Source organism: Paenibacillus swuensis (assembly GCF_001644605.1).
Taxonomy (GTDB): Bacteria; Bacillota; Bacilli; order Paenibacillales; family DY6; genus Paenibacillus_N; species Paenibacillus_N swuensis.
Genome location: NZ_CP011388.1, coordinates 1,592,294 through 1,615,123, shown reverse-complemented (window position 1 = coordinate 1,615,123; position 22,830 = coordinate 1,592,294). Strand labels below are relative to the sequence as shown.

The window sequence follows — 22,830 nt, the reverse complement described above, 5'->3', positions numbered from 1 at the left end:
TAGATATACACCCATTTGGAGCGTTGGAGGGACAGCGGATGGAAGGGACAGCAAGAAAGGAAGCTTCAGCATTGCCGCTCATGCACGGATTTGGTAAATCGTTCGCAGGGTATCATCAATTTGTCGCGGGGCTGCGAGAAGCATTGCAACGGAAAACGGAGAGTATCGGATTCTATGATCGTTTGGAGGATTTGGCACCGACCGAGTTTCATCAGCGGGTTTTGGCAGGGCTGCGGAACGACGAGGTTCATCATTTCAACCTGTTACATCAGATGTACACCGCGGCTACAGGCAAAAGATTTGAAAGGACATTGACCAAACCTTTATTTCGCAACTATTCCCACGCGTTGCAATTGGCTTTCGTACAAGAGGTGGAGGCGGGGAAAATCTTCAGGAAGTTACTGGGGCAACTCCATGACACCCGTTTGCAAATGTTGTTTTGTGTCATGATGGCGGATGAGGCTTTGCACACGTCGGCTTTGTCTTTTTTGAAATCAACCTGATCGGTTTGGAAAACATTGACGTTTATGGACAAAACCCGCTATAGTATCCGTAAGAAGCTAGGAGGGATGTCTATGGCTAAAGATAAACCGTCCAAGAAAAACAAGAAGATCGAACAAGGCGAGCAATTCTCGGAAATGGATTCCGCACTCATGGATGCGGAATCTGTCGTAACCCGGACAGGCGACGTAAAGCTGTTAAATCGGCTGAAGCGGGTGGAAGGGCAAGTGCGGGGCATTCACAAGATGATTGAAGAAGGACGCGGTTCCGAGGATATACTGGTGCAGCTCTCCGCTGTAAAGTCCGCTCTGAACAAAGTAGGCTTAAACCTGTTGGAACGTCAGACCGAGGAAACCCTTGCCCAAGCCGTGGAAACCGGCAGTCCGGATAAGGCCGCGAAGCAGCTGAATAACATGCTTGAGAAATGGCTTAAATAATGCATAATCCTAAGAACCCGCCAACTCCCTTTGGAGTTGGCGGGTTTGTTATATTTTGGACGGACTTATGCCTCTTACCTTTTTGAATTGTTTGCTGAAATAATAAATATTTTGATAACCCAAGGCATCCGCCACTTCCCCCACGGACATACCATGCGTGCTTAGAAGAAGCTCAGCTCTCTCAATTCTTTTCTCGATGATATACCTCTCTACGGTTTGTCCCATTACTTCTTTGAACTTGAGCGAGAAGTATCTTGGAGACAGATATGCCCGCTCCGCCAACTCGGCAACACTATTTACATTCGCAGGATTTTCGCGTATTAACGCGGCAATTTCGGTCATGACGGCATAATGAGGGTGGTTGCTTCGCGTTAATGAAGACAGTGCGCTGACGCACTCTCGTTCGAAGGCAAGAAGAATAAGTCTGAGCAGCAATCGAGCTTCATCATGATGGTTCAATTCTTTCATAGTCATCACATGAACAAAGCGTTCCAGGTAAGCTTCGAAATAGAAGGGAGTCCTGAATTCATGATTAGATAACAGACCGGGGAACTCATCCGTAATCGAGTCTATAGAGAAATGAATATAGGTTACGGTTAACGGCCGCTCCGGATGATGCCAGGCATCCACCCTGTCGCCGGGACGGAACAAGAAGCATTGATGCCTGCCCAGTCGCTGTTTATTTCCATTCAGGACGATCTCGCCCTCGCCGTTCCATATATACCAAAGGTCAAAGTCTTCAAAGGGAATACTGCCGCGGTTCCATCTCCAGGTTCGCTCACAAGCAATTTTACCGTAGATGGATGCGATCTGAATAGATTCGAATGCCGGATTGTACATGAAACTTCAACTCCTATGAGTAATTTATGTCATATAGTATAAATTAAATCACTAGAAAGTACATTTGTTTTCGCTCTTAATTCACTTAAACTGAATTCAGGCAGCAAACAAATTTTATAAATGGGCGGTGTGTTATATGTCAGTTGAATTAACTCCTGAAGAAATATCGAGCCGGTTATATCGATATGACCGAATTGCTCACAAGTATGCGCGTCCGGAAGAGGTTACTTCCGATCATCTGAAGGAATATTCGGTCAACGGTTTTTTGGCAATTGAGGAAGTGCTCCATATGACGGAGGTCCAGGATGCCACCAACGCTTTAATGGAAATGATCTTTGTCGATTCGAAGGGCGCTGCGCTGCAATTCGTGAAACCTGTAAGTGAATTAAAAACAGATGAGGAACGCGAGTCAGCTGTAAGAAAAGTGACGAACTTTGTGGAAAATGATGAACGTCTGAAACGAATCGCTTATCATCCGGAAATTTTGCAAAAAGTTGAAATGATTTTAGGGGAAAAACCTAAGCTCGTTCAGGAGATGGCCTTGTTGAAACCGCCGATGGGCGGAGGCGAGAAGCCTTGGCATCAAGATATGGCCTATGGGAATCTCGCATTCAATAAACCTGTCGTAGGGGTATGGATCGCACTCGATGAGGCGGAACTCGATAACGGTTGTATGCATGTTCTTCTGGGTTCACATGCCGAAGGAGCAACGCCGCATTACGCGATACGCGATTGGCAACTGTGTGATTCGGGGATTGCGGTAGAGAAGGATGTTGCTGTTCCTTTGAAATCCGGTGGGCTAATGTTTTTCCATGGTCTGCTAAAGCACGGCACACCCTACAATCTTTCGCCGAAGCGACGCAGGGCGTTACAGTTTCACTACGCGGGCGAGTCCGCGACAAAGCTTCCTCCGAAGGAGTATAAGAGAGTATTCACCAACGAGATGACAGGTGCTGAATGTTAGTATGCAGTACTGATTAGAAGCAGTTCCTTGAGAATCTCTCAGGGAGCTGCTTTTCTCATCCGTTGCCGCAAGTATTGTCGCATTGCCAAACATTCTCCTACAATTACCGAAATACTGCCCAGTACAGCACATCCTATAGAGTGGCTATAATTAAAGGGTACATCGGTAATTTCGGGAGGAGACAGCGTAAATTATGCAGCTTATGGGAGATTGTTTAAGTGTATTGGGTTCGAGACTTGGAATGACTTGGGATCCTGTGAACCGGCAGGCTTATTTGATCAGGCATGGTAAGCATCCGGGCATCCCTTTACATATAAAAGCAGGTGTGAAACTGCAAGAACGGGAGTTGGTTCTTCCGCTGACGGCCGAAGGGAATCTGTTCGAGTTTATGGATCAGGATTCAAGCGCTTGCTCCATGAAACTGAGCGGCATTGATGCCGCAACGGGTATTCGTGTGAAACTGACGGTTACGATTCCTTTTCGCCCAAGAGATGCCGCATTCAGTACGGTTCCGGTAATTTACACAGAGCTTGCCGTAGACCGAATGCCATCCTCTTTCCGTTGGATTGCGCAAACGGAAGACCTTGTGGAAGGTGATGCATTTCTGGAAATCCATGGTGAGGGATTTTCATGGAACTCTAGAGGCAGGGTGGCAGAGGTCGGATATGACTCCGCCATCTATCGTCCATATGAAGAGGATGATACGCGCAGAGAGATTCGCTATCATGAAGAGCGATTTTCATGTACGGATCAAGTAGCGATATTGCAAGGGGAATGGAAGGGGCAAGGCGTTGCCGCTCCATTTTCCCTTTCCAAAGGTGAGAAAGGTTCGGTTCTGTCTCTTGCTTGGTGCGTTTACGATCAGCCTTTGCTGAATGTGCTGGGTCACAACTGCCCGTTCGAGTACACAAGACGATTTGAGAATCTGGAACAGGTTGTGGAATGGGCTATTTTGAACGCGTTAGAAGTTCAGGCCAATGCAGTCAGGATTCATGATATCCTGTCTAACCATACGCTGGGTGATTCCGTGACGAAACTTCTGATTCAAACATTACACTCATGGCTGATGAATACTTGGTGGGTTGTCAGAGAGAACGGACAAGATTGGTTCACGGTTTGGGAAGGCAATTGTTATTTCCATTCCACGGTGGACGTAGAATATACGCAAGGACCGTTCTATCTGACCGTTTGGCCGGAACTGCTTGAATATGAATTACACCAGTGGCCGTTGTTTGCTAAGGACGGGGAGAGTTGCCTTGGAGAAAGAGGCAGAGATACGGTATTCCTTTCGCATGATATGGGTGTGATGGGGGACAGCACCAAACAATTTTACCCTCATGAAATGGAAGTGGAAGAAAGCGCCAACTACATTCTGCTTGCTTACACGCATTGGCGAAGAACAGGTAAATCCGATGTTCTGAACACGCACAAAGCATTTATTCGTAAGTTGATGTCCTTCATTGTCAAATGCGATACGACCGGCAACGGAATCCCGAATAAAGGCTGCGCCAACACACTGGATGACGCTTCGCCGGCAATTCAATACGGATCGGAACAAGTATATCTTGGTGTGAAGTCGCTCGCCGCATGTCAGGCAGGTATAAAGATGTTGGAATATGCAGGTCATGGCGAATTGGAAGATTTCCGCGAATTTCAGCAGAAAGCATTGGAAACGATTGAAGATGAAGGTTGGCTGGAAGATCATTACGCGGCAACGTTAACCAGAACGTTGGACGGTACAATCGATCCTTGGACAGGGGAGCCGAAATCCGGAGAACTGGCGGGCTGGGATGCTCACCACATCTATACAGCCAACGGCCTCGCCCTGCTGGATATGGTCGGACATGATACCGGACTCGAGTCAAGCAGACTGAAGAGTGACCTGGTATCGTCAACAGAGAAGACTTTGGGTCGCTACGGCAGCCGGCATACGAGCTATATCGAACAGGAGGACACAAGTGTGTTCGTTCCTGGACTTGCCAGTCATTCCCCCAAAGTAGGCTGGATTTCTATGAATTTGATACGCGATATAGCCGCAGCTTATCGAGGAATTGACTTGATAACACTTGCGGAGAATTATTGGAGTTGGCAATGTACAACCAACACCCAAGAGACCGCTATGTTCTTTGAAACGTTCTACGGTAATAATTTAAGCTTCTATCCGCGCGGGGTTGCCGTTTATGGATATATGGATGCGGCCGCAGGATTCGTCTGCGATGCTGTGGAAGGGAAGATGCTCGTTAATCCGCTTCGCGGTTCGATGAGTATTCCGCTTCTGTTATTCGCGGACTGGCATACGGGAACCGCGCCGAAAGTTACAACCGAATTGCTAGACGGCCGCATCATCTATGAATTACCCCCATCCATCAACATATAAGGATGTTCTATGCTGCAATCTATACGGGAAATGATGAAGCTGTTAGTATAAATAGACTAACAGCTGAATGCAGGATAGGGGATCTATATGCTGAATATCATCAGGAGTTCACTGCAGTGGAAGCTCATGCTTATGATTACATCTATTATTGTTTTCGTTGTGACCGTCATCGGAAGTTTCAGCTTCATTAAGAGTTCACAGGCGATTGATCATGATGTGGAGCGTTTCAGCAGCCAAATCCTGAAGCAGGCTAATTTGAATTTGGGACGGTACATGAACGACAGCCAGCATTTTTTCCAAACATTGATCAGCAGTGAAGAGTTGAGACAATGGGCGGTGGCGCGTAACAAATATCAATCGGTTTCCGCTTATCAGACGATGGCTTCCCGATTTATAGAACCATTCGTCACCTATCATCCAGAAATGCTTTCCATCATGATCTATCATGTGAACGGGTATGAAAGTATTTTCAGGAGCGATAAGAACAATCAAATCTATCTCAACACCAAATATTCATTAAAAGATGAGTTAAATGTACTGAATGACCCGTCAAATCCGACAACCGGCCGAAAGATTCTCTTCTCTCCAAGTTATACCGACAGCAAGTCCTATCCGGTTGAAGTACCGGTGCTGCGTTATTATCACAAACTTATATATAACGGGCACATGGTATATGTTGTTATGGATTTATCGCTGTTGGCGATCAGGGAGATTCTGGATGAAATTGACCTGGGTCATAACGGGTATGCCATGCTTGTTGATGAGAAAGGCATTATTGTATCTTCACCGGAGTCCGAGCGGATCACAACGAAGATCCATAACTCGCTTGAAGAACGATTGAAACCGAAAGCCCATGGGTCTCAATATATTCCGGAAACCAAGGAAATGATGGTTTATGAGTCCATCCCCCGGATCGGCTGGAAGGTTCTCGTGTTGATACCATACAGTGATTTGGCCAAGAGTATTACCGATATTCGCAACTGGACTATTATCATGACGGGAACGGGGCTTCTGCTCGCTGTCATTCTGGTAGTATGGTTGGCGAACTCAATTACAAAGCGGCTCAAGGATCTGCGAAGAACGATTAAACAGACAAGAATGGGGAATTTCGACATTCGCCTGAATGTGCAAGGCACGGATGAGGTGGCCGAACTCGGAGCCGCTTATAATCACTTGCTGGAGCGTATTGATTCTTCGGTCATTCAACTTGCGGAGACACGGCTTGTCCAGCAGAGGGCGGTTCTGTCCGCGCTGCAATCCCAAATCCATTCCCATTTCTTCTACAACGCGCTGGAATCCATTAATTCCATGGCTCATCTGGCAGGTCACAAGGAAATCAGAAGAACAACGGTAGCGCTATCCAACATGCTTAGATATACTTCCAACTATCAGGAAGCGGTTGTTACCATTAAGCAGGAAATGAAGCATCTGGCGGACTATATCCGGGTTATGGAAAGCGTATATCGCGATGCGGTTGATTTTAGAATTCATACCGATCCTTTCATTGAAGAAGCGCAGTGTCTGAAGGCGATTGTTCAGCCGTTTGTAGAGAATTGCATAAAGCATGGGTACGAAGTGACCGGAAGAGGGCTGATCGTGGAAGTGAATGCTTATCGGTTAAATGATCTTACGCTGCGTATTGATATTCTGGATAACGGAATCGGCTTCACGGATGAGAAGCTTCGGGAGCTCAGGAACAAACTGAACAGGCAACAACCCGAACAGAACTTCACACAATTATCGAACATAGGCGTACTTAACGTATGTTACCGGCTTATGACGTTTTACGGAGATCATTCGGCGACACTTGAAGTCGACCGCTCGACGTATGGAGGAGCAAAGGTTAGTCTTACGTTTCCCTACCGGGTGGCTCAAGACAGCGCAAGGGAGGATGATGGCTTATGATCCGTGTATTGGTAGTCGATGATGCTCCTGTCATTCGCGAGAGCCTGAGTGTCTCTGTTGAGGAATGTACAGATACAATCATCGTTGCGGGGTTGGAGGAGAACGGACAGGCGGCTCTGAACTGGCTTGAGGAATGTTACGCTGATATCTGTATTACGGATATTCGGATGCCTATTATGGACGGGCTGCAATTAATTGAACAGATAAATGCGAAATATCCCTGGATGAAATGCATGGTTGTCTCCAGCTACAATGATTTCCAATATGCCAAACAGAGTATTCAGCTTAACGCGTTGGATTATATTCTGAAACCTGTGGATGAGGATCTGCTGAACGAAGCGTTGCTGAAAGCACAGATGAGCATCACCCGGGATCGGGACCGCGTGGCGGCTGACTTGATTTTACGAAAGCTTCCCCATCATCACGGGATGATGAATTCATGGTTGGAGCAGATTCGTACGCTTAATGCGGCAACTTTGCCGTTACTCATCGTGGACACGCTGGATATGCTGGAGAATTGGGTGAACGGAAACTATTATCTGCTCAATGCGCTTTCCAACCTGTGGCTTAGGACGATTATAGAGGAATTAACAACAGAACAATTCATACTTGAGCTGGATGAAGGTAAAGATCTGGGTCTGGGTGAAGCCAAACTTCCGGTATTGAGACTTCGGAGTTATTTCCGCTTATGTGCTGTAAGACGGCTGGAAGAGGGCGGCAACCGGATTATGGACACGATGCGCGGGGCAAGGGATCAGCCCACGATTAAAGCCATCAGCCAGATCAAGCGTTATATCGGGGAACATTTCTGTGAACAGATTAACCTTCAGGACCTGGCGGACGAGGCAGCTATGAATAAATCGTATATGTGCACGCTGTTTAAACAGGAGACCAAGATGACAATTTGGTCCTATATTGTCGCGGAGCGTATGAAGAAGGCAAGGGATCTGCTTCTGCAGACCAAAGATCGTGTCTATGAAATCGCCAATGCGGTAGGCTATGAAGATGTCGCTTATTTCTCTCAATTGTTCAAAAAGCATTACGGAATGACGCCTAATGATTATAAAAGGCGAATGGATTCATAGAGAAGGTCTATGACGTCAGGCTTAAGCCGGAGCGCTCCAGTATGGAGAGCTTCGGTTTTTTTGTGATTCTTCTCCAACTCCCAAATATCGTCATAGTAACGGCTAAACATCCTCTATTCGATTTCAAAAGACCGCGATTTATAATAAACATATAACAGAGAAGGAGTGGAGCAAGATGAGTAATGAACAAGCGTTGCCGGGAGCGATCAGCATGAATCAGGCGCTGCGCAAACCTGTCAAGAGAGAGTCTTTCTGGAGATATGTCAGGAAGAACCACGCGCTCTATGTGATGCTAATTCCCATGATTGTGTTTTTCATTATGTTTAAATATCTTCCTTTGCTCGGGAGTGTAATCGCTTTCCAAGACTATAACATCTTCAGAGGCTTCGCCGACAGCGAGTGGGTGGGTTTGCAATGGTTCAAAGTCATGTTCACGAATCCGCAGTACTACGGGATTATTAAGAATACGCTTGTCATCAGTTTCTATCAGATTGCATTCGCTTTCCCTGCGCCGATTCTGCTTGCTTGTCTTCTGAATGAACTGCGCCACATGATGTTCAAGCGCTCCATACAGACTTTGTTATACTTGCCCCATTTCCTGTCATGGACGCTTGTGTACGGTCTTGCTTATATGATGTTCTCCACACAATCCGGTTTAGTCAATAATTTAATTACTTCTATGGGCGATCCAGCGGTAAACTTTCTGAATTCCAAGGAATACTTCCGCTCAGTTGTGGTGGGGGCGGGTGTATGGAAGGAGATGGGTTGGAGCGCCATCATTTTCCTGGCCGCACTATCAGGCATTAATCCTTCGCTGTACGAAGCCGCCAAGATGGATGGAGCGAACCGATGGAAGCAATTTGTTCATATCACCTTTCCAGGATTACTTCCCGCGATTGTAATCTTGCTGCTTCTCAAGATCGGTAATGTCATGGACGTTGGATTTGAGCAAATCTACATCTTCCTCAGTCCGATGACGCTTGAAATCGGTGAAGTGTTGGATACCTATTCCTATCGCGCGGGTATTATCAACGGACAATTCAGTATTACAACCGCGATCGGATTGTTTAAATCCGTCATCGGATTCATCTTGCTGGTAGGCGCGAACCGCATAAGCAAGTCATTAACCGGGGAAGGCCTATACTAAACAGGAGGAATCAACCTATGCAAATTAAACAATCCGCAGGTGAACGGTTATTCGACGGATTCAACATTATATTATTGTCGCTTCTCAGCATCATAGCTCTAATCCCTATTCTTCATGTAATTGCAGGGTCCTTAAGCTCACCTTCGGCGATTATCCATAATGAAGTGTTTTTATGGCCCGTGGAGCCCACTCTGCAGCATTTCAAGCTGGTCGCCAACACGGATGCTTTCTGGAGCGCCGCGTGGATGACCATTCAGGTCGTCGTTATCGGGACACTAATCAACATGGTGTTAACCGTGTTCGCGTCCTATCCGCTTTCAAAGATGCACCTTCGCGGCCGCAAAGTTCTCATGATGTTCGTGATTTTCACGATGATTTTCCAGGCACCGATGATTCCGGTCTATATGGTTGTGAAGGAACTCCACATGCTGAACACCATCTGGGCATTAGTCATTCCAGGCGCCATCAGCGCGTTCAATATGATTCTGTGCATTACGTTTTTTAGAAGTTTGCCTGAAGAATTGTTCGAGGCTGCCAAAGTGGACGGCATGAGTGATTATCGCATTGTCTGGCAGATCGCGGTCCCGCTTTCCAAGCCTATCTTGTTCACGCTTCTGTTATTCTACGCCGTAGGTCATTGGAACAGCTATTTTACGCCGTTACTTTATATTACCGATCGCGGTATGCAAACGCTTCAAATGTATCTCTATTTCCTGATGCAGGGATCCATGTCGGATATCGCCGCCGGAGCTTCAGCCGAATCCAGCTTGTCCATGGTTCCTAAAGCGCTTGAGATGGCAACGATTGTGCTGGCCACCGCTCCGATTGTAGTACTGTATCCTTTCTTTCAAAAGCATTTTGTCAAAGGGGCAACATTGGGTTCTGTGAAAGAATAAAGACTAATTGTGTCAATTTAGTGTACGGTATGTCGATCCAACGGATCTCCATATATAGTTTAATCAAAGTTATCCCGGGGAGGAAAAAGAAATGAAAGCAACAAAAAAGTGGGTCAGCGCTCTTGTTGTATTAACACTTATGGGTTCCATGGCGGCATGTTCGTCGGGCAACAACGGGGGAAATGAGGTAAAAGAGGCTGCTAAGAACAATTCAGCTCCTCCTGCAGAAACGGCGGTGAAGCCAGCTAAACTGTCGATTATGACCAATGACTTCAGCCAGCCTGTTCCGGGCGGGAAGTCGATGGATGATCCTACACTGAAGTATCTGGCTGAGAAGACGAACACGGATTTAGAAGTGATCTTCTTGCCGCAAGGTCAAGCGGATAACCAACGCCGTATTAAATTCGCCGCCGGCGAAATTCCGGATGTAGTCCAAGGATACGGCGTGGACGGCGAATTATACATCAATAAACAACTGATTCCGCTTGACGAACTCATTGATCAGTATGGACCGAATCTGAAGAAAGTCATCCCTCAGGCGGCCTGGGACGGTGTTAAACTTGACGGTAAAATTTATGGCATTCCCGAAGCCCCTAAAGGTGATTCGCTTGTAAACCGTGTACTTTACGTGCGTAAGGATCTGATGGATAAGGCCGGTGTGACCGCAGCTCCGAAAACTTCCGATGAGTTTCTGGATATGCTTCGCAAGTTAAAAGCGGCGGATCCGAATTTAATCCCGTTCTCCGCGCGTGAAAATTTCAGTTGGTTGGACAGTATTCTGGGGATGTTCGGTACTTCCGTTCATGGCGGGACGCTGCAAGACGGTCAAGTCATTCCTAGCAATACGAGCGCCAAGATGAAAGAAGCTCTTGCCTTTGTAAAGCAGCTTTATGATGAGAAGTTGATTGACAGCGAATTCATGACAAACAAACGCAACACATGGGAGCAGAAAATTCAAAGCGGTCAAGTCGCGGTATGGTCGCATGCTCCCGATCTTGTGGTGGACTGGCAAGACCGTCTGAACAAATCTCTTCCGGGTGCGGGCGCGCAGGTAGCTGTCATTCCGACGCCTAAAGCGCCGGGTGTGGAACAAGCGGGATACGGCAGATTGCCGTTCAACAAAACATTTAATATTACAACAGCCGCCAAAAATCCGGAAGCTATCATTAAATTTTTTGATTGGTTGGTAACGGAAGAAGGTCAGGAATTTGTGAACTTCGGCGTTCCGGGTATCACGTATACGAAAGAGAATGGCAACATCTTCTACAATAAACAACTGGATGTCGATAACAAAACTTCGGTTTGGCGTGGACTGGCGTTTAACTTAGCGGGTTGGAACGAAGCGCATATGAAAATTCAGGTTGGCGAAGAAGCCGTTAAATTGCTAGGAGCAACATACGAAGTCGGCAAGCTGGACGGGTATGATTCCGTTACATTAGGGATGCCCGCGATTAAATCTTCGCTTCCGGAAGTGGGCGAGTTTGGAACCGCTACAACGATGTTCGTTGAAGCCGCCTCGAAGATTGTTCTTGGAGATCAGCCGGTGGACTATTTCGACACTTACGTAAGCAATTGGAAGAAGCAGGGCGGAGAAGATTTAATCAAGCAAGCGACAGAATGGTACAATTCCAAGAAATAATATGGAATACAAAAGCAAACGTCCGCACTCCAAGGAGTCGGACGTTTGCTTATTTCTTATTTCATTCCGGATAGATAATGCGGGCATCTCCCCAGTCCGCATGGTCCCAATCGCTTCCGGCGATGCCGCCCGTTACGATCAGCTTCAGTTCGTTCACGCCGTTTACATCCACGTCGATGAGCTGCGTCTCGGAAGTTGCGTTCATGACGCCGCTATCGAACGCCCTTACGCCGTCCAGCCACACTTCGAAGCTGACTTCGCCATTGCCGTATGTTTCGTCATCGACGCCGACGGCGGATTGGAACCGATCGTATTCTCCCCCGAGCGTGTAGATGATGGTCGATGCGGCATGCGTACCCAAGCCTTTGGCGTATACGACATCATTAAGTGTGATCGGCTTGCCGTCGGAAGATTTATCTTTCTGGATATTGCCCCAGCCCGCCACACCGTAATCCCAACTGTAGTCACTTAAATAGACGGTGCCGGATGCCGGAGGAGCCAGCACGGCGGTAACCTCATTACTTGCTTCGGAGAAGTTGCCCGCCGCATCACTGGCTTTCACAGTAAATGCGCTTGCTGTTCCTGGAATGAGGCCATTTGCCGTATACGAAGTGCTGGACGCGCCGGATGTCACGCCAATCTGGGATCCGTTGCGGTAAATGACATAACTCGTTACACCTTTGTTATCGGTTGAGGCCGTCCATGTCAGAGATGCACTGGTTCCGGTTACGGAACCGACGGATAGACCGGTCGGCGTAGTTGGTGCAGTTGAATCCGGGAGCTCTGTCGTTATGCTTAGAGCGGAGCTGGCATCCGATACGTTACCCGCTGCGTCACGAGCGCGCAACGTGATGGCGTAATTCGTTGTCGGCGACAAGCCCGTAATCGTGAATAAAGTTTCGCCCGGGGCCGAAGAACCTGCAAGGGTTCCGTCCTTATACACGTCATAGGCGACAACCCCGATATTGTCGGTAGCCGGGCTCCAGGTTAACGTTACAGTTTCATCCGTGAGAGACGGAGACGTAAGATTCGTTGGCGGGGTCGGTTTCTGCATGTCCGGGCGAGTAGGACTAACCAGAATGAGTTTCTCTTTCAAGTTTGAACGTCCTTCGTTGTCCCATACAACCAACGTTACCCGATAGACGCCTGCTTTGTCGTAGACGTAAGTAGGATTGGCTGAAGCGCTTGGAAGACCGGCGCCGAAATCCCACAGAAAAGTCGAGATTGATCCGTTATCCGTCGAGGTGCTGCTAAACGTAACCGGTTCACCCACACGAACGAGGATTGGATTTGTAAAGCCGGCAATGGGCTTCGGATTCGTGAATCCGCGAGATACAGGTTGTGCGTTGGCGCCGTTCTTGTGCACGATGTTGCCCGACCATTCCAGATGCTGCGCGGCAACCGGATAAGGATCCATCGTCACGTCCTTGTTTCCATAAATGATATTGTTCGTGAAGCTGAGCTTATCGACCCCTGGTGCCCCCGTGATTTCAATGGCCTTGCGCCCGTTGTTCGAAATAAGGTTGCTGTCGAACGACAGATTTTCCGAATTGCCGTGAATGCGCACGCCATTTCCTTCATACCCCGGGTAAGCGGCTTTCGGATTGCCAAGCTGTGTGTTAATAAAGGAGTTTCTGTAGAAGTACTGGTATTGTTCCGTCTCTCCGGAGCCTGCGCCTTGAAGCTGCATACCCCACATGACCATGTTCTTAACGACGTTATAGCCCCACAATTGGTGTCCCGTTCCCGGCGACTGCTGGATGCCGACCTGTTGTCCCCCGTTAACCACGTTGTCCGTCGTTACGGCATTCTCCGCCATGATCTCTAGTCCGATTGAGCCGACACGTCCGTCTGTCGGATGAATGATATTTCGGCGCACCGCGATGTTCTTGGAACGAACGGCGCTGATCCAGAAATCCACCTGATTATCCTCAATGATCGAGTTATCCGTATTCGTATGAAGTTCAATGGACAGTCCATGTTCCTTCAGCCCCGAGCCTGTGATCTGATTGCCCCGCACGATGGCTCCGGAACTTCCGTCGTTGATAAGAATGCCTCCGCGTCCCGTATTCGCGATAACATTTCGTTCGACTGCGACATTCTTGGAGTCCCAGCCCGCGCGAACCGCGGCGCCCCAGATGGAGCCCGCTCCGATGTTGGAGACATTGTTGTCCGTAATCCGGACATGATTGGATCCGATGACGTAGAGGGCGTGGGGACCGAAGCCTTCGACCGCCGCGAAATCCTTGACCTTCAATCCGCTCATTTCATTATGGTCTCCGAACTCGGAAACCACCGCCGACATGGCGACCAGGCTGTTGCCGCCGTCCAGCGTCATATTCTTAATAGATGCGTTCGTCACGTTGTAGAAATAGAACATATACGTTTCCGGGCTGTCCACATACCGGATGACCGTGTGATCACGCGATTGTCCACGTATGGCAACGCCTGTCTTGCCTCTGACGGTACCGTTAAGATGATACGTTCCGTCCGGAATAAATACCGTATCCCCCGAAGCGGCGTTGTCGATCGCGGCTTGAATCGCCGCTTTGTCATCGAGCGTGTCCGTCCCGTTCGCTCCGTAGTCCCTAACGGACAGCGTAGACGGCGAAGCGGCGGATCCGGTTAGCGGGGTTGCTGTCATGATCATCGTCAGCGACAAGAGCAAGCTGATGATCGTCTTGTTGGAGGACTTGTTCTTCATAAATTCATCCATCTCCTTCAGCCTAGAGTTATGGTTCTGCGTAAAGAGAACTGACAACTCTATTGTGCCTGAAGACGGGATCCGCGTTTACTGTTCATTGAACGAAACGTTGGCGATGGAGCTATTACTTTTATTCATTGCTGTGAAATAATACGAATAAGGCCAAGGCTTCGGTTGAAAGATAAGGGAGAGATTTCCTATTGATCTGACTGGAGCGTGAGCACGATGAAACGAAACAAATGGATGAGCGTTGCGGCGGGAGTATGGCTTACTTTGAGTTTAACGGCCTGCGGAGGGGATGGTCATCGGGAGACACAGAAATACGACGACGCTCATTCCGGTCCGGCCGATTTCCGCACGCTGCAATCACCGAATCATGACGTGGACACTCATCATAATACGAAGATGCAGGTCAGCCGGCAAATGGCCAGAAGGATTGCGGCGATGCCGGAAGTACGCTCGGCGAACGTGCTGGTTACCGATCAGAACGTCTACGTGGCTGTTGTACTGGATGAGAAGGAACAGAAGAAGGGGATGAACGCTAAAGCCGATATAACCTCCCGGAACAGCGAAACGAGTCGCTATGATGACGTGGCGGATGAGATAAAGCAGCGCATTTCCAAGCAAGTTACGGCGATGACTCCCGGAATGAAGAACATCTATGTTTCAGCTAATCCGGATTTCGTATCACGGGTCAACCGGATTTCGGAGGAAGCGGGCAAGGGGCACGCGATTCAGGCTTTTGTAGAAGAATTTAACGCTATGGCAGAGCGGATGTTTCCTGCTACAACCCCATAAACCCAGCCATCTGGCTCAACCTTTAGCGATACTGAGGGTTGAGTTTTTTTTGAAATCCTTGAACCCGCCTATTTTTCTTGACAATCGCACCAATACCCCCATTTCTTCATAAACTGAATTTGACTGTATCCCTTTACCTTGTATACCAAACATAGCCCGAGCAAGGAGGGGTGAGCACAAATGAAGGGTAGCGACCACAAAAGCAAATTTTTATTAACTAACCGTGAACGGGAAGTATTCGAACTATTGGTCCAAGATAAGACGACAAGGGATATCGCTCAGCAATTATTCATCAGCGAAAAAACTGTTCGTAACCACATCTCCAACGTTATGCAGAAATTAAACGTAAAAGGTCGTTCACAAGCGGTAGTCGAACTTATTAAGCTTGGGGAATTAAAGATCTGACACCTTTATTTCCTCTAGATCAACCTTCTTGTCTGAATCCTGCGGGAGACAGCGGGGAGGTTTTTTGATGTCACTCAGTTCACTCCGAATCGCTCCAATTGTTCCCACAACTGCTCTTTACGCATTATTTCTTTCTGTTTGGGTCCTATGAGGTCAAAGTGGGGATAAGCTTCACGGTGATGGATATACGCTGGATTCAGTCCGTTCTCCACGCACCAGGCCTTTAATCGTCTCAAATCCGAACAACCAACCTTCGTAACGGTACGAATGCCCGGAAATCGGGGCTCTACCCAATAGTGGGTAAGAAAGGCGATATTGCCGCTCGCCACGGTGTTCTTCCATGCGGTTAATTCTGCTCGTTTAATACCAAACGCCATAGGTCTACCTCATTTCGGGGTCAGTCGATACATCAATCTCAACTATATTATACAGCAAATACAGATCTGACCCAATTCGGACGTTCTGTGCAACGAAGCATTGGATTTGCTAAGATAGGTGTAATGATTACTTTATAAATGCCCGAAAGGCTGGAACCTGCCATGGCTCAAGTTCAAGAAATCCTGTTTGTTTATAATGCCAAAAGCGGGATGCTTCATGGTCTGATGGACCTCATTCACAAAACCGTATCTCCGTCTACCTATCCCTGCAAACTATGTGAAATCACCTATGGCATGACCGGTATGCGCAAGGAATGGAAGAGATATGTTCATAGTCTGGGCTACCCTGTAACCTTCTTGCATTTGGATGAGCTCGCACCGGGTTTGCCATCCACCCGATATCCTTGTGCAATTGCCCGAACGAATACGGGATACGAGGAACTCATCAGCGCGGAGGAAATGAACAGACTCACAACCTTAACCGAACTTATGGCCGCACTTTCACGCCAAATAAAGCCCCTGTCATGAACCTGCTTTACACAAGGTTCCATAACAGGGGCTTGTTCTTGTTAATATCTTTACTTACCGGAAGTTTTCTCGGTAACGATTCCTGTGGCCGAAGCCTTGGCGTTGTAAGAGTACTTGTTAAAGTGAGCATACATCGCCGCGTTAAACTTGGCGTCCATTAATCTCGGCTGACCGCCAATAATCTTGGCGGGGATAATCCGGCCTGTAACTTTACCGTCTAATACGGTGACGGACAGCATCATGGAGAGAACCGTTTTTGGGCCGCCTCTCGCGGACTGATTAAAGATGAAATTCCCAAGGGAATAGTAAATCGGCTTATGCTTGTAAAATTCACCGCCCATGACCGTATGGCTGTGCGCGCCAACGATCAGATCCGCACCGTGATCAATAAGCTTCTTGGCCAGCGTGCGCGAATACCCCTCAGGGGTATATTGAAACTCTTTGTTCCAGTGCAGATAAACGACCGTGAAGTCACTGCCGGAGGAGATTTTTTGGACGTGGGACAACAGAGGTTCTTCCGTTAAGGCTGAGGCCGCCCCGGGCTTTTCGGCGCCTGCTGCCCAACTGCTGCTGCTGAACACATTGCTGACGCCTAGAATAGCTATTTTCTTGCCTTTCACCGTCTTGACATAAGGCTTAAAGGCCTGATCCCTGCTGCTGCCCGCGCCGGTCCTTCCGATTCCTCGGCGGTCCAGATGGACCATCGTATCCAACATAGCCTGTGTTCCATAATCCAGAATATGATTATTCGCCAAGCTTACCCCGTCGACCCCGGCAGCTTTCAAGCCATCGAGCGTTTTCGGCTCGGAGCGAAACGTGAACATCTTATTCGCTTCGGGTTTACCGCGTACGGAAACCGATGTTTCCAAATTCGCGAATGCAATATCGGCTTTGCGTAAGGAGGGCGCCACTTTCATCCATGGATAATGGATACCGAATTTCTTGATTTGCGTGCCGACATAGCCGTCCAGCAGAATATCTCCCGCGAACATCATTGTAACGGGCGTTGAAGCCGCGCTTGCCCCGAAAACGGCTGAACCTGTTGCCGTCAATAATATCAAGATCGTTGTGACCGTAAGTGCGAATTTCATTGTATGTTTCTTCATGGGACCCCCTGGTTACCGTTAGAAAACTAAAACTTATTGTACCTTATTCCAGACAAGATTGGTACTTATTGTTTGATATAACAAAATTATACTAGATCACAGGAGCCTATAATTCGTTATAAGTGCTCGACTTCCACATCCCGAACATGATTCATTTTTTTGATCGCATAATAAATATCTGTCGCAAACCGCACGTGAGGAGAGGAAAGAGTAAGCTCCATTTGCTGAATTCCCGATTCCAGATCCTTGACTTTAAGCGTCTTAATAACCCCCAACCCCTCATGACCGTTAATGTGCAAAATAATATCCGACAACTGCATATTGGGCTCCAGCGTAATTTTCACAAAGATATCTCTCTGGTTTAACCGCATAAACCCGACGTTCCGAAGGGACCATGGCAATACATTCACAGCAAAAATAAGCAGGCACACCGTATAGAACGCTTCCGCGTAGAAACCGGCTCCGATGGCGATACCGAGTCCGGAAGCGGACCAGATCATGGCGGCGGAGGTTAAACCGCTGATAACATCATGACCTCTGCGGAGGATCACGCCCGCCCCGAGAAAGCCTACGCCGGATACAATCTGGGCGGCAAGACGCATCGGATCATTATTGGTAATGCTGACGGAGTGCAAATACTTCATCGAATCAATGGATACAATGGTGACCAGACAGCTGGCAATGCACAATATCATACAGGTTTTTAGCCCGAGCGGCTTATGTTTTAGCTGCCTGTCGATTCCGATCAGCATCCCTACAATCAGCGCGAATGTCAGTTTAACGATGAAATCATATTCCATGTCCAGGCCTCCCCTTCAATGTATTTGTCATAACCAAAATGCTGAGCAATTAAACACGTCTATTACAGCATATGCCGGCTTGCGTCTTAATTACCTACCGAATTGAAAGCTTCACCCGCCAGAAGCAGGTATTCTCCCCGTACGGTTCACCCCTTTTTGTGAGCGCACCCCAATATTCCGCACTTGTCCGAATTCAACTAAAGTCTTTCGCTCTACAATGGAAATGCAAGACGTTCCATGTTCACAAAATCAGCATATAGGGGAGATGAAGTGATGGTTGATGATTCAAAGGACAAGCCGGATTCGAACAAACCGGATAAGAATAAACCCGGTAAGGGGAAACCGAAGCCGCCAAAGTACAAGCCGCCGAAGTTTGATAAATTGACGCGTTGGTTGCCGGATGGTGAAATCCCTGTCATATATGACCCGGATCGGGATAAGGACAAAGGATATGTCACAGATAAAGACAGAGAAGCGAAAAAGCTACAGGATAAAGAGGCCGCGGACCGCACCGGGAAAGATGCGAGAGAGGTCAGCAACGCTCCGTCGGTGGTTCCTTTCGCGAATGAAGTGCCGCTCGGCATTTATCAGATTGACGCTCCCGATTATTGGAATATCGGATACTTCGGGTTCGGCTCCGTTATAGCGGTGCTGGATACCGGATGCGACGTCAACCATCCGGACTTGCAAGGACGCATCATCGGCACGTTGAATTTCACGACGGAAGGGAACAGCCAAACGGATGTCAGAGATTTCAACGGTCACGGCACCCATGTGGCCGGCACGATCGCGGCCAACCTAAACGGCATCGGCGTGGCCGGAGCCGCTCCCGCTACCCGGCTGCTCATCATTAAAGTGTTGGACGGGCAGGGGAACGGAAACTCGGATGTGTTAACCTACGCGATCAACATCGCTGTAGGGTGGACGGGACCGAACGGAGAGCGTGTGCGTGTAATCAACATGTCGCTCGGCTCTCCCGTGAACTACCCTCCGCTGCAGAACGCCATCATTAACGCCAAGGGTTCCGGCGTCCTGTTGGTGGCGGCAGCGGGGAACAACGGCGACGGAAATGCCAACACGAATGAAATTGCGTATCCGGGATATTATCCGGAGGTGTTGGAAGTGGGCGCTTACGACCCGAATACAGGTGTGGCGACATTCTCCAATTCCAATCCGCAGATGGATCTGATCGCGCCGGGTGTCAATGTGCTGTCCACTTTTCCAGGAGGAAGCTACGCCTATATTTCCGGCACCAGTATGGCGGCTCCCCACGTTTCCGGAGGCGCCGCGATTCTGATCGGTGTTCTGGAAGCGGGTCTGGGCCGCGCCGTTACGGAACCGGAGCTATACAGCGAACTAAAGCGTCGTACCGTTTCTTTAGGGCTGTCGCCAAACGCGCAAGGGAACGGACTGCTTCGCTTGTTCCGTTGACACATGTAAAATGAAAACTTTAAGGGAGCTTTGACGCGGCTCTCTTTTTTTTGCACATAAGACAAGGATTAAGTTAAACTCGGTTTAGGAAGGGCCGGATTACATAGATATGAAATATGGCATGTGTCTTTAGTGCCTTGCAATTCCAAGGGCTTTCCATTATATTTTTCCTGAACTATTTTATTAAGAACGAGGAGACAAGCTATTATGAATATTTGGGAATTGATCGTTGCCTTTTTGCTGGGACTCGTTGAAGGACTGACTGAATTCGCGCCCGTATCTTCTACGGGACACATGATTATCGTGGATGACATGTTGCTGCATTCCAAAGAACTGTTTTCGGAACCGGTGGCGAACACGTTTAAAGTGGTCATTCAGCTAGGCTCCATTCTGGCTGTATTATTGGTATTCAAAGACAGGTTCATGAACCTGTTAGGCCTCAGCCGTAAAGTTCCGGTTGAAGCGGCCCCTCCGGAACAGGCGGAGCCGGGGACCATTCCTTCGGCAAGCTCGTTAACACCGAACCATCGGTTGAAGCTTACTCACGTTCTGGTTGGGTTAATACCCGCGGGTGTGCTTGGTTTTCTGTTCGAAGATTATATTGATGAATACCTGTTCTCGGTAAGAACAGTTATATTCGGACTAATTATCGGAGCGCTGCTGATGATTGCGGCAGACAAACTTCGTCCTAAGACGACAACGGATACGGTCGACGGCATGACTTACAAGCAAGCCTTAGGTATGGGGCTGTTTCAATGTGTAGGCTTATGGCCGGGCTTCTCGCGTTCCGGGTCCACGATCTCCGGTGGGGTATTGCTTGGAATGGGTCACAGAGCGGCGTCCGACTTTACTTTCATTATGGCGGTGCCGGTCATGCTGGGTGCCAGTACCCTGTCGATGATCAAGAACTGGGAATATTTCACGGTCGATGCGTTGCCGTTTTTTATTGTAGGCTTTATCAGCGCGTTTATCTTCGCGTTGATTTCCATAAGGTTTTTCCTGAAGCTGATTAACCGGATTAAACTCATTCCGTTCGCTATCTATCGCATCATCCTGGCCATCCTAATTTACGCGTTGTACCTGTAATGAAAGCGATCGTTTATAGTGTTTTTATCGTTCTTTACGCATTGGTTTCGTTCTTTGGGTTAGGACCGGTCCTGTATGCGGACGGTTCGAATCAGGAACGGCTGTGGACCTTTCTTGCGGTGCTCGGAATCTACGCAGTATTAACGGCAATGCTGATTCTGTTCAGGAATAAATGGACAGGACGTCGATAATCTTGGCTGCCTCTAAACGCGATCCCTCCATCGGAGAGACTCCGTTAGGGGTTTTCTTGTTTATACCTGAATTTGGGGTATGATAGAATGAATAACTACTTACTTACTTAAGGAGTTCAACCGATGAGAAAACATCCAATTCGCTGGTCTTTACTTGCCCTTCTGGTTGTGCTGGTTGTGGCTGCGGCGATCTATCTAAATCCTTATGAACCGTCGGCAGAGGCGGTTCGCGCTATGCAGAGCGGTGAAGGGGTAACCGTGACAAATGAATCCAAGATGATTCGGTTTGAGCCGGAGAAACCGAACGGGACGTCTATCATTTACTACCCCGGCGCTCTGGTGAAACCCGCGAGTTACGCTACATACGCCAGGGAACTCGCGCAAGACGGTTACCGCACCTTCATTGTCAAGATGCCGATGAACTTGGCCATTATTGATGCGGACCGCGCAGATGCGGTCGTGGAGGCATCGAAAGGGGAGACGAAACGATTCATTATCGGCGGCCATTCCTTGGGCGGGACGATGGCGGCGCGCTACGCCGCCAAACACCCCGAGATCATGAAGGGGGTTTTCTTCATGGCTTCTTATCCGGAATCGAAGGGAGACTTGGCGAAGGTCAACATGCCCGTGTTATCCGTTACGGGAAGCAAAGACGGTGTACTCAACCGAGACAAATATGATACCAGCAAGAGCTTGCTTCCTGCAGACGCGGTGTTCTATGAAGTGGAAGGCGGCAATCATGCTTTGTTCGGCAGCTACGGCGCCCAGAAAGGCGATCAACCCGCTTCCATCACGCCTGAAGAACAATTGCAAAGCGTAACGGACATGATGCTTTCCTGGTTATCCGGTTTACGCCCCTGACGGCAGGGTAAAAGTCTGTTAAGGACTTTGACAAAGGTGGTTTACATTCTATGATATTTATAGGCTTATACTTGGCCATTATATTGCTCGTTGTGGAAATTGCCGTCGTCTTCATGCGTATGACCGGCCTTAATCGGGATATCTCCCGCTTCCAGGTTATTTCCATGCTCACGGCTACCGGCTTCACGACGAAGGAATCCGAGATGATTCTGCGTCACCCGTTTCGGCGAAGAGTTGCGATGTTCCTGATTCTCTTCGGTGTGTTTTCCCTGGCCGTGCTGATTTCCACGCTCAGCGCCTTGCTTTCGGAGCAGTTCGGGGTTAAACAAGCTGCTTGGATTGCCGGAGGGTTGACTGTGATCCTGTTGACGTCGAAGGTACCGGCCATACAGGACAGACTCACCCGACTAGTGCACGTCCAGTTGATTGAACACTACGATTTGCATGAAATCGCGGTGAAAGAGGCTTTGTTCCTCGATAAGAACGACTGGTTCATAGAAGTGCCCATCCCGCCGGATTCGCGTTGGATTGAGAAACGTTGGACCGAAATTACGGATGAGGAGACTGACATTCAGCTCCTCTTTATTAAGCGTGGAGAGTCCAACATTCGGGCCGTGCGGCTGCACACCAAGCTAGAAGAAGGCGATGTGCTGATCGTTTACGGAAATCGCCTCAAGATCACCGGGAATTTCGATCATGAATTAAAGTGGAAAGAAAAGAGGATTCAAGAGGATTCACAGCGATTGCTTTGA

At 48.4% G+C, this 22,830-nt stretch carries 22 protein-coding genes; 17 read left to right on the top strand and 5 right to left on the bottom strand.

The window, feature by feature from the left end:
- The first annotated feature begins 38 nt into the window (after positions 1 to 38).
- On the top strand, positions 39 to 503 hold the full coding sequence (locus tag SY83_RS07020; protein ID WP_068605481.1) for a hypothetical protein: 465 nt from the start codon (positions 39 to 41) through the stop codon (positions 501 to 503).
- Between the two features lie 72 nt (positions 504 to 575).
- Positions 576 to 938 (top strand): metal-sensitive transcriptional regulator, encoded by a 363-nt coding sequence (locus tag SY83_RS23630; RefSeq protein WP_269453473.1) that lies wholly within the window; start codon positions 576 to 578, stop codon positions 936 to 938.
- 48 nt (positions 939 to 986) lie between these two features.
- On the opposite strand, the gene SY83_RS07010 is transcribed toward SY83_RS23630, so the two are convergent.
- A complete protein-coding gene (locus SY83_RS07010) occupies positions 987 to 1,778 on the bottom strand; it encodes a helix-turn-helix domain-containing protein (protein WP_068605479.1) in 792 nt (263 codons plus the stop codon).
- A 136-nt stretch (positions 1,779 to 1,914) separates the two neighbouring features.
- On the opposite strand from SY83_RS07010, the gene SY83_RS07005 reads away from it, so the two are divergent.
- The 7 genes from SY83_RS07005 to SY83_RS06975 all read left to right on the top strand — a co-directional run bounded on the left by SY83_RS07005 (position 1,915) and on the right by SY83_RS06975 (position 11,791).
- A complete protein-coding gene (locus tag SY83_RS07005) occupies positions 1,915 to 2,742 on the top strand; it encodes a phytanoyl-CoA dioxygenase family protein (RefSeq protein ID WP_068605477.1) in 828 nt (275 codons plus the stop codon).
- A 193-nt stretch (positions 2,743 to 2,935) separates the two neighbouring features.
- Positions 2,936 to 5,119, top strand: coding sequence for a glycoside hydrolase family 52 protein (locus SY83_RS07000; protein WP_068605475.1), 2,184 nt, complete (start codon positions 2,936 to 2,938; stop codon positions 5,117 to 5,119).
- Positions 5,120 to 5,251: 132 nt separating this feature from the next.
- Positions 5,252 to 7,024: a sensor histidine kinase gene (locus tag SY83_RS06995; protein WP_197479987.1), complete on the top strand. Its 1,773-nt coding sequence runs from the start codon at positions 5,252 to 5,254 to the stop codon at positions 7,022 to 7,024.
- Positions 7,021 to 8,109 carry a response regulator transcription factor gene (locus SY83_RS06990; RefSeq protein WP_068605471.1) on the top strand — a complete coding sequence of 363 codons (1,089 nt, stop codon included), beginning with the start codon at positions 7,021 to 7,023 and terminating at the stop codon, positions 8,107 to 8,109. Before SY83_RS06995 ends, SY83_RS06990 begins: the two co-directional genes overlap by 4 nt.
- Positions 8,110 to 8,284: 175 nt before the next feature.
- Positions 8,285 to 9,256, top strand: a complete 972-nt coding sequence (locus SY83_RS06985) for an ABC transporter permease (RefSeq protein ID WP_068605469.1) — start codon at positions 8,285 to 8,287, stop codon at positions 9,254 to 9,256.
- Positions 9,257 to 9,273: 17 nt separating this feature from the next.
- A complete protein-coding gene (locus SY83_RS06980) occupies positions 9,274 to 10,152 on the top strand; it encodes a carbohydrate ABC transporter permease (RefSeq protein ID WP_068605467.1) in 879 nt (292 codons plus the stop codon).
- A 91-nt stretch (positions 10,153 to 10,243) separates the two neighbouring features.
- A complete protein-coding gene (locus SY83_RS06975) occupies positions 10,244 to 11,791 on the top strand; it encodes an extracellular solute-binding protein (protein WP_068605465.1) in 1,548 nt (515 codons plus the stop codon).
- 61 nt (positions 11,792 to 11,852) lie between these two features.
- Here the strand turns inward: SY83_RS06975 and SY83_RS06970 are convergent, their stop codons facing one another.
- Complete coding sequence (locus SY83_RS06970) at positions 11,853 to 14,495, bottom strand: NPCBM/NEW2 domain-containing protein (protein ID WP_068605463.1); 2,643 nt, start codon at positions 14,493 to 14,495, stop codon at positions 11,853 to 11,855.
- Positions 14,496 to 14,720: 225 nt separating this feature from the next.
- Here SY83_RS06970 and SY83_RS06965 point away from each other — a divergent pair, with 225 nt between their 5' ends.
- Both SY83_RS06965 and SY83_RS06960 read left to right on the top strand, forming a co-directional pair.
- Positions 14,721 to 15,293, top strand: a complete 573-nt coding sequence (locus SY83_RS06965) for a YhcN/YlaJ family sporulation lipoprotein (protein WP_068605461.1) — start codon at positions 14,721 to 14,723, stop codon at positions 15,291 to 15,293.
- 180 nt (positions 15,294 to 15,473) lie between these two features.
- Positions 15,474 to 15,698 (top strand): helix-turn-helix domain-containing protein, encoded by a 225-nt coding sequence (locus SY83_RS06960; RefSeq protein ID WP_019422432.1) that lies wholly within the window; start codon positions 15,474 to 15,476, stop codon positions 15,696 to 15,698.
- Between the two features lie 74 nt (positions 15,699 to 15,772).
- Here the strand turns inward: SY83_RS06960 and SY83_RS06955 are convergent, their stop codons facing one another.
- Entirely contained in the window at positions 15,773 to 16,075 is a 303-nt protein-coding gene (locus SY83_RS06955) for a hypothetical protein (protein WP_068605459.1), read from the bottom strand.
- A 138-nt stretch (positions 16,076 to 16,213) separates the two neighbouring features.
- On the opposite strand from SY83_RS06955, the gene SY83_RS06950 reads away from it, so the two are divergent.
- Positions 16,214 to 16,603, top strand: coding sequence for a hypothetical protein (locus tag SY83_RS06950; protein WP_082882372.1), 390 nt, complete (start codon positions 16,214 to 16,216; stop codon positions 16,601 to 16,603).
- A 50-nt stretch (positions 16,604 to 16,653) separates the two neighbouring features.
- On the opposite strand, the gene SY83_RS06945 is transcribed toward SY83_RS06950, so the two are convergent.
- Both SY83_RS06945 and SY83_RS06940 read right to left on the bottom strand, forming a co-directional pair.
- Positions 16,654 to 17,709 (bottom strand): CapA family protein, encoded by a 1,056-nt coding sequence (locus tag SY83_RS06945; protein WP_231891391.1) that lies wholly within the window; start codon positions 17,707 to 17,709, stop codon positions 16,654 to 16,656.
- 116 nt (positions 17,710 to 17,825) lie between these two features.
- On the bottom strand, positions 17,826 to 18,509 hold the full coding sequence (locus tag SY83_RS06940; RefSeq protein ID WP_068605457.1) for an MgtC/SapB family protein: 684 nt from the start codon (positions 18,507 to 18,509) through the stop codon (positions 17,826 to 17,828).
- A 273-nt stretch (positions 18,510 to 18,782) separates the two neighbouring features.
- Here SY83_RS06940 and SY83_RS06935 point away from each other — a divergent pair, with 273 nt between their 5' ends.
- The 5 genes from SY83_RS06935 to SY83_RS06915 all read left to right on the top strand — a co-directional run bounded on the left by SY83_RS06935 (position 18,783) and on the right by SY83_RS06915 (position 22,830).
- Entirely contained in the window at positions 18,783 to 19,940 is a 1,158-nt protein-coding gene (locus SY83_RS06935) for a S8 family peptidase (RefSeq protein WP_082882371.1), read from the top strand.
- 207 nt (positions 19,941 to 20,147) lie between these two features.
- Positions 20,148 to 21,026 carry an undecaprenyl-diphosphate phosphatase gene (locus SY83_RS06930; RefSeq protein ID WP_068605455.1) on the top strand — a complete coding sequence of 293 codons (879 nt, stop codon included), beginning with the start codon at positions 20,148 to 20,150 and terminating at the stop codon, positions 21,024 to 21,026.
- Positions 21,026 to 21,217 (top strand): DUF6954 family protein, encoded by a 192-nt coding sequence (locus SY83_RS06925; RefSeq protein ID WP_068605453.1) that lies wholly within the window; start codon positions 21,026 to 21,028, stop codon positions 21,215 to 21,217. The genes SY83_RS06930 and SY83_RS06925 overlap by 1 nt, the downstream gene beginning before the upstream one ends.
- 123 nt (positions 21,218 to 21,340) lie before the next feature.
- Positions 21,341 to 22,078, top strand: a complete 738-nt coding sequence (locus tag SY83_RS06920) for an alpha/beta fold hydrolase (RefSeq protein ID WP_068605452.1) — start codon at positions 21,341 to 21,343, stop codon at positions 22,076 to 22,078.
- 50 nt (positions 22,079 to 22,128) lie between these two features.
- Positions 22,129 to 22,830, top strand: a complete 702-nt coding sequence (locus SY83_RS06915) for a TrkA C-terminal domain-containing protein (RefSeq protein WP_068605450.1) — start codon at positions 22,129 to 22,131, stop codon at positions 22,828 to 22,830.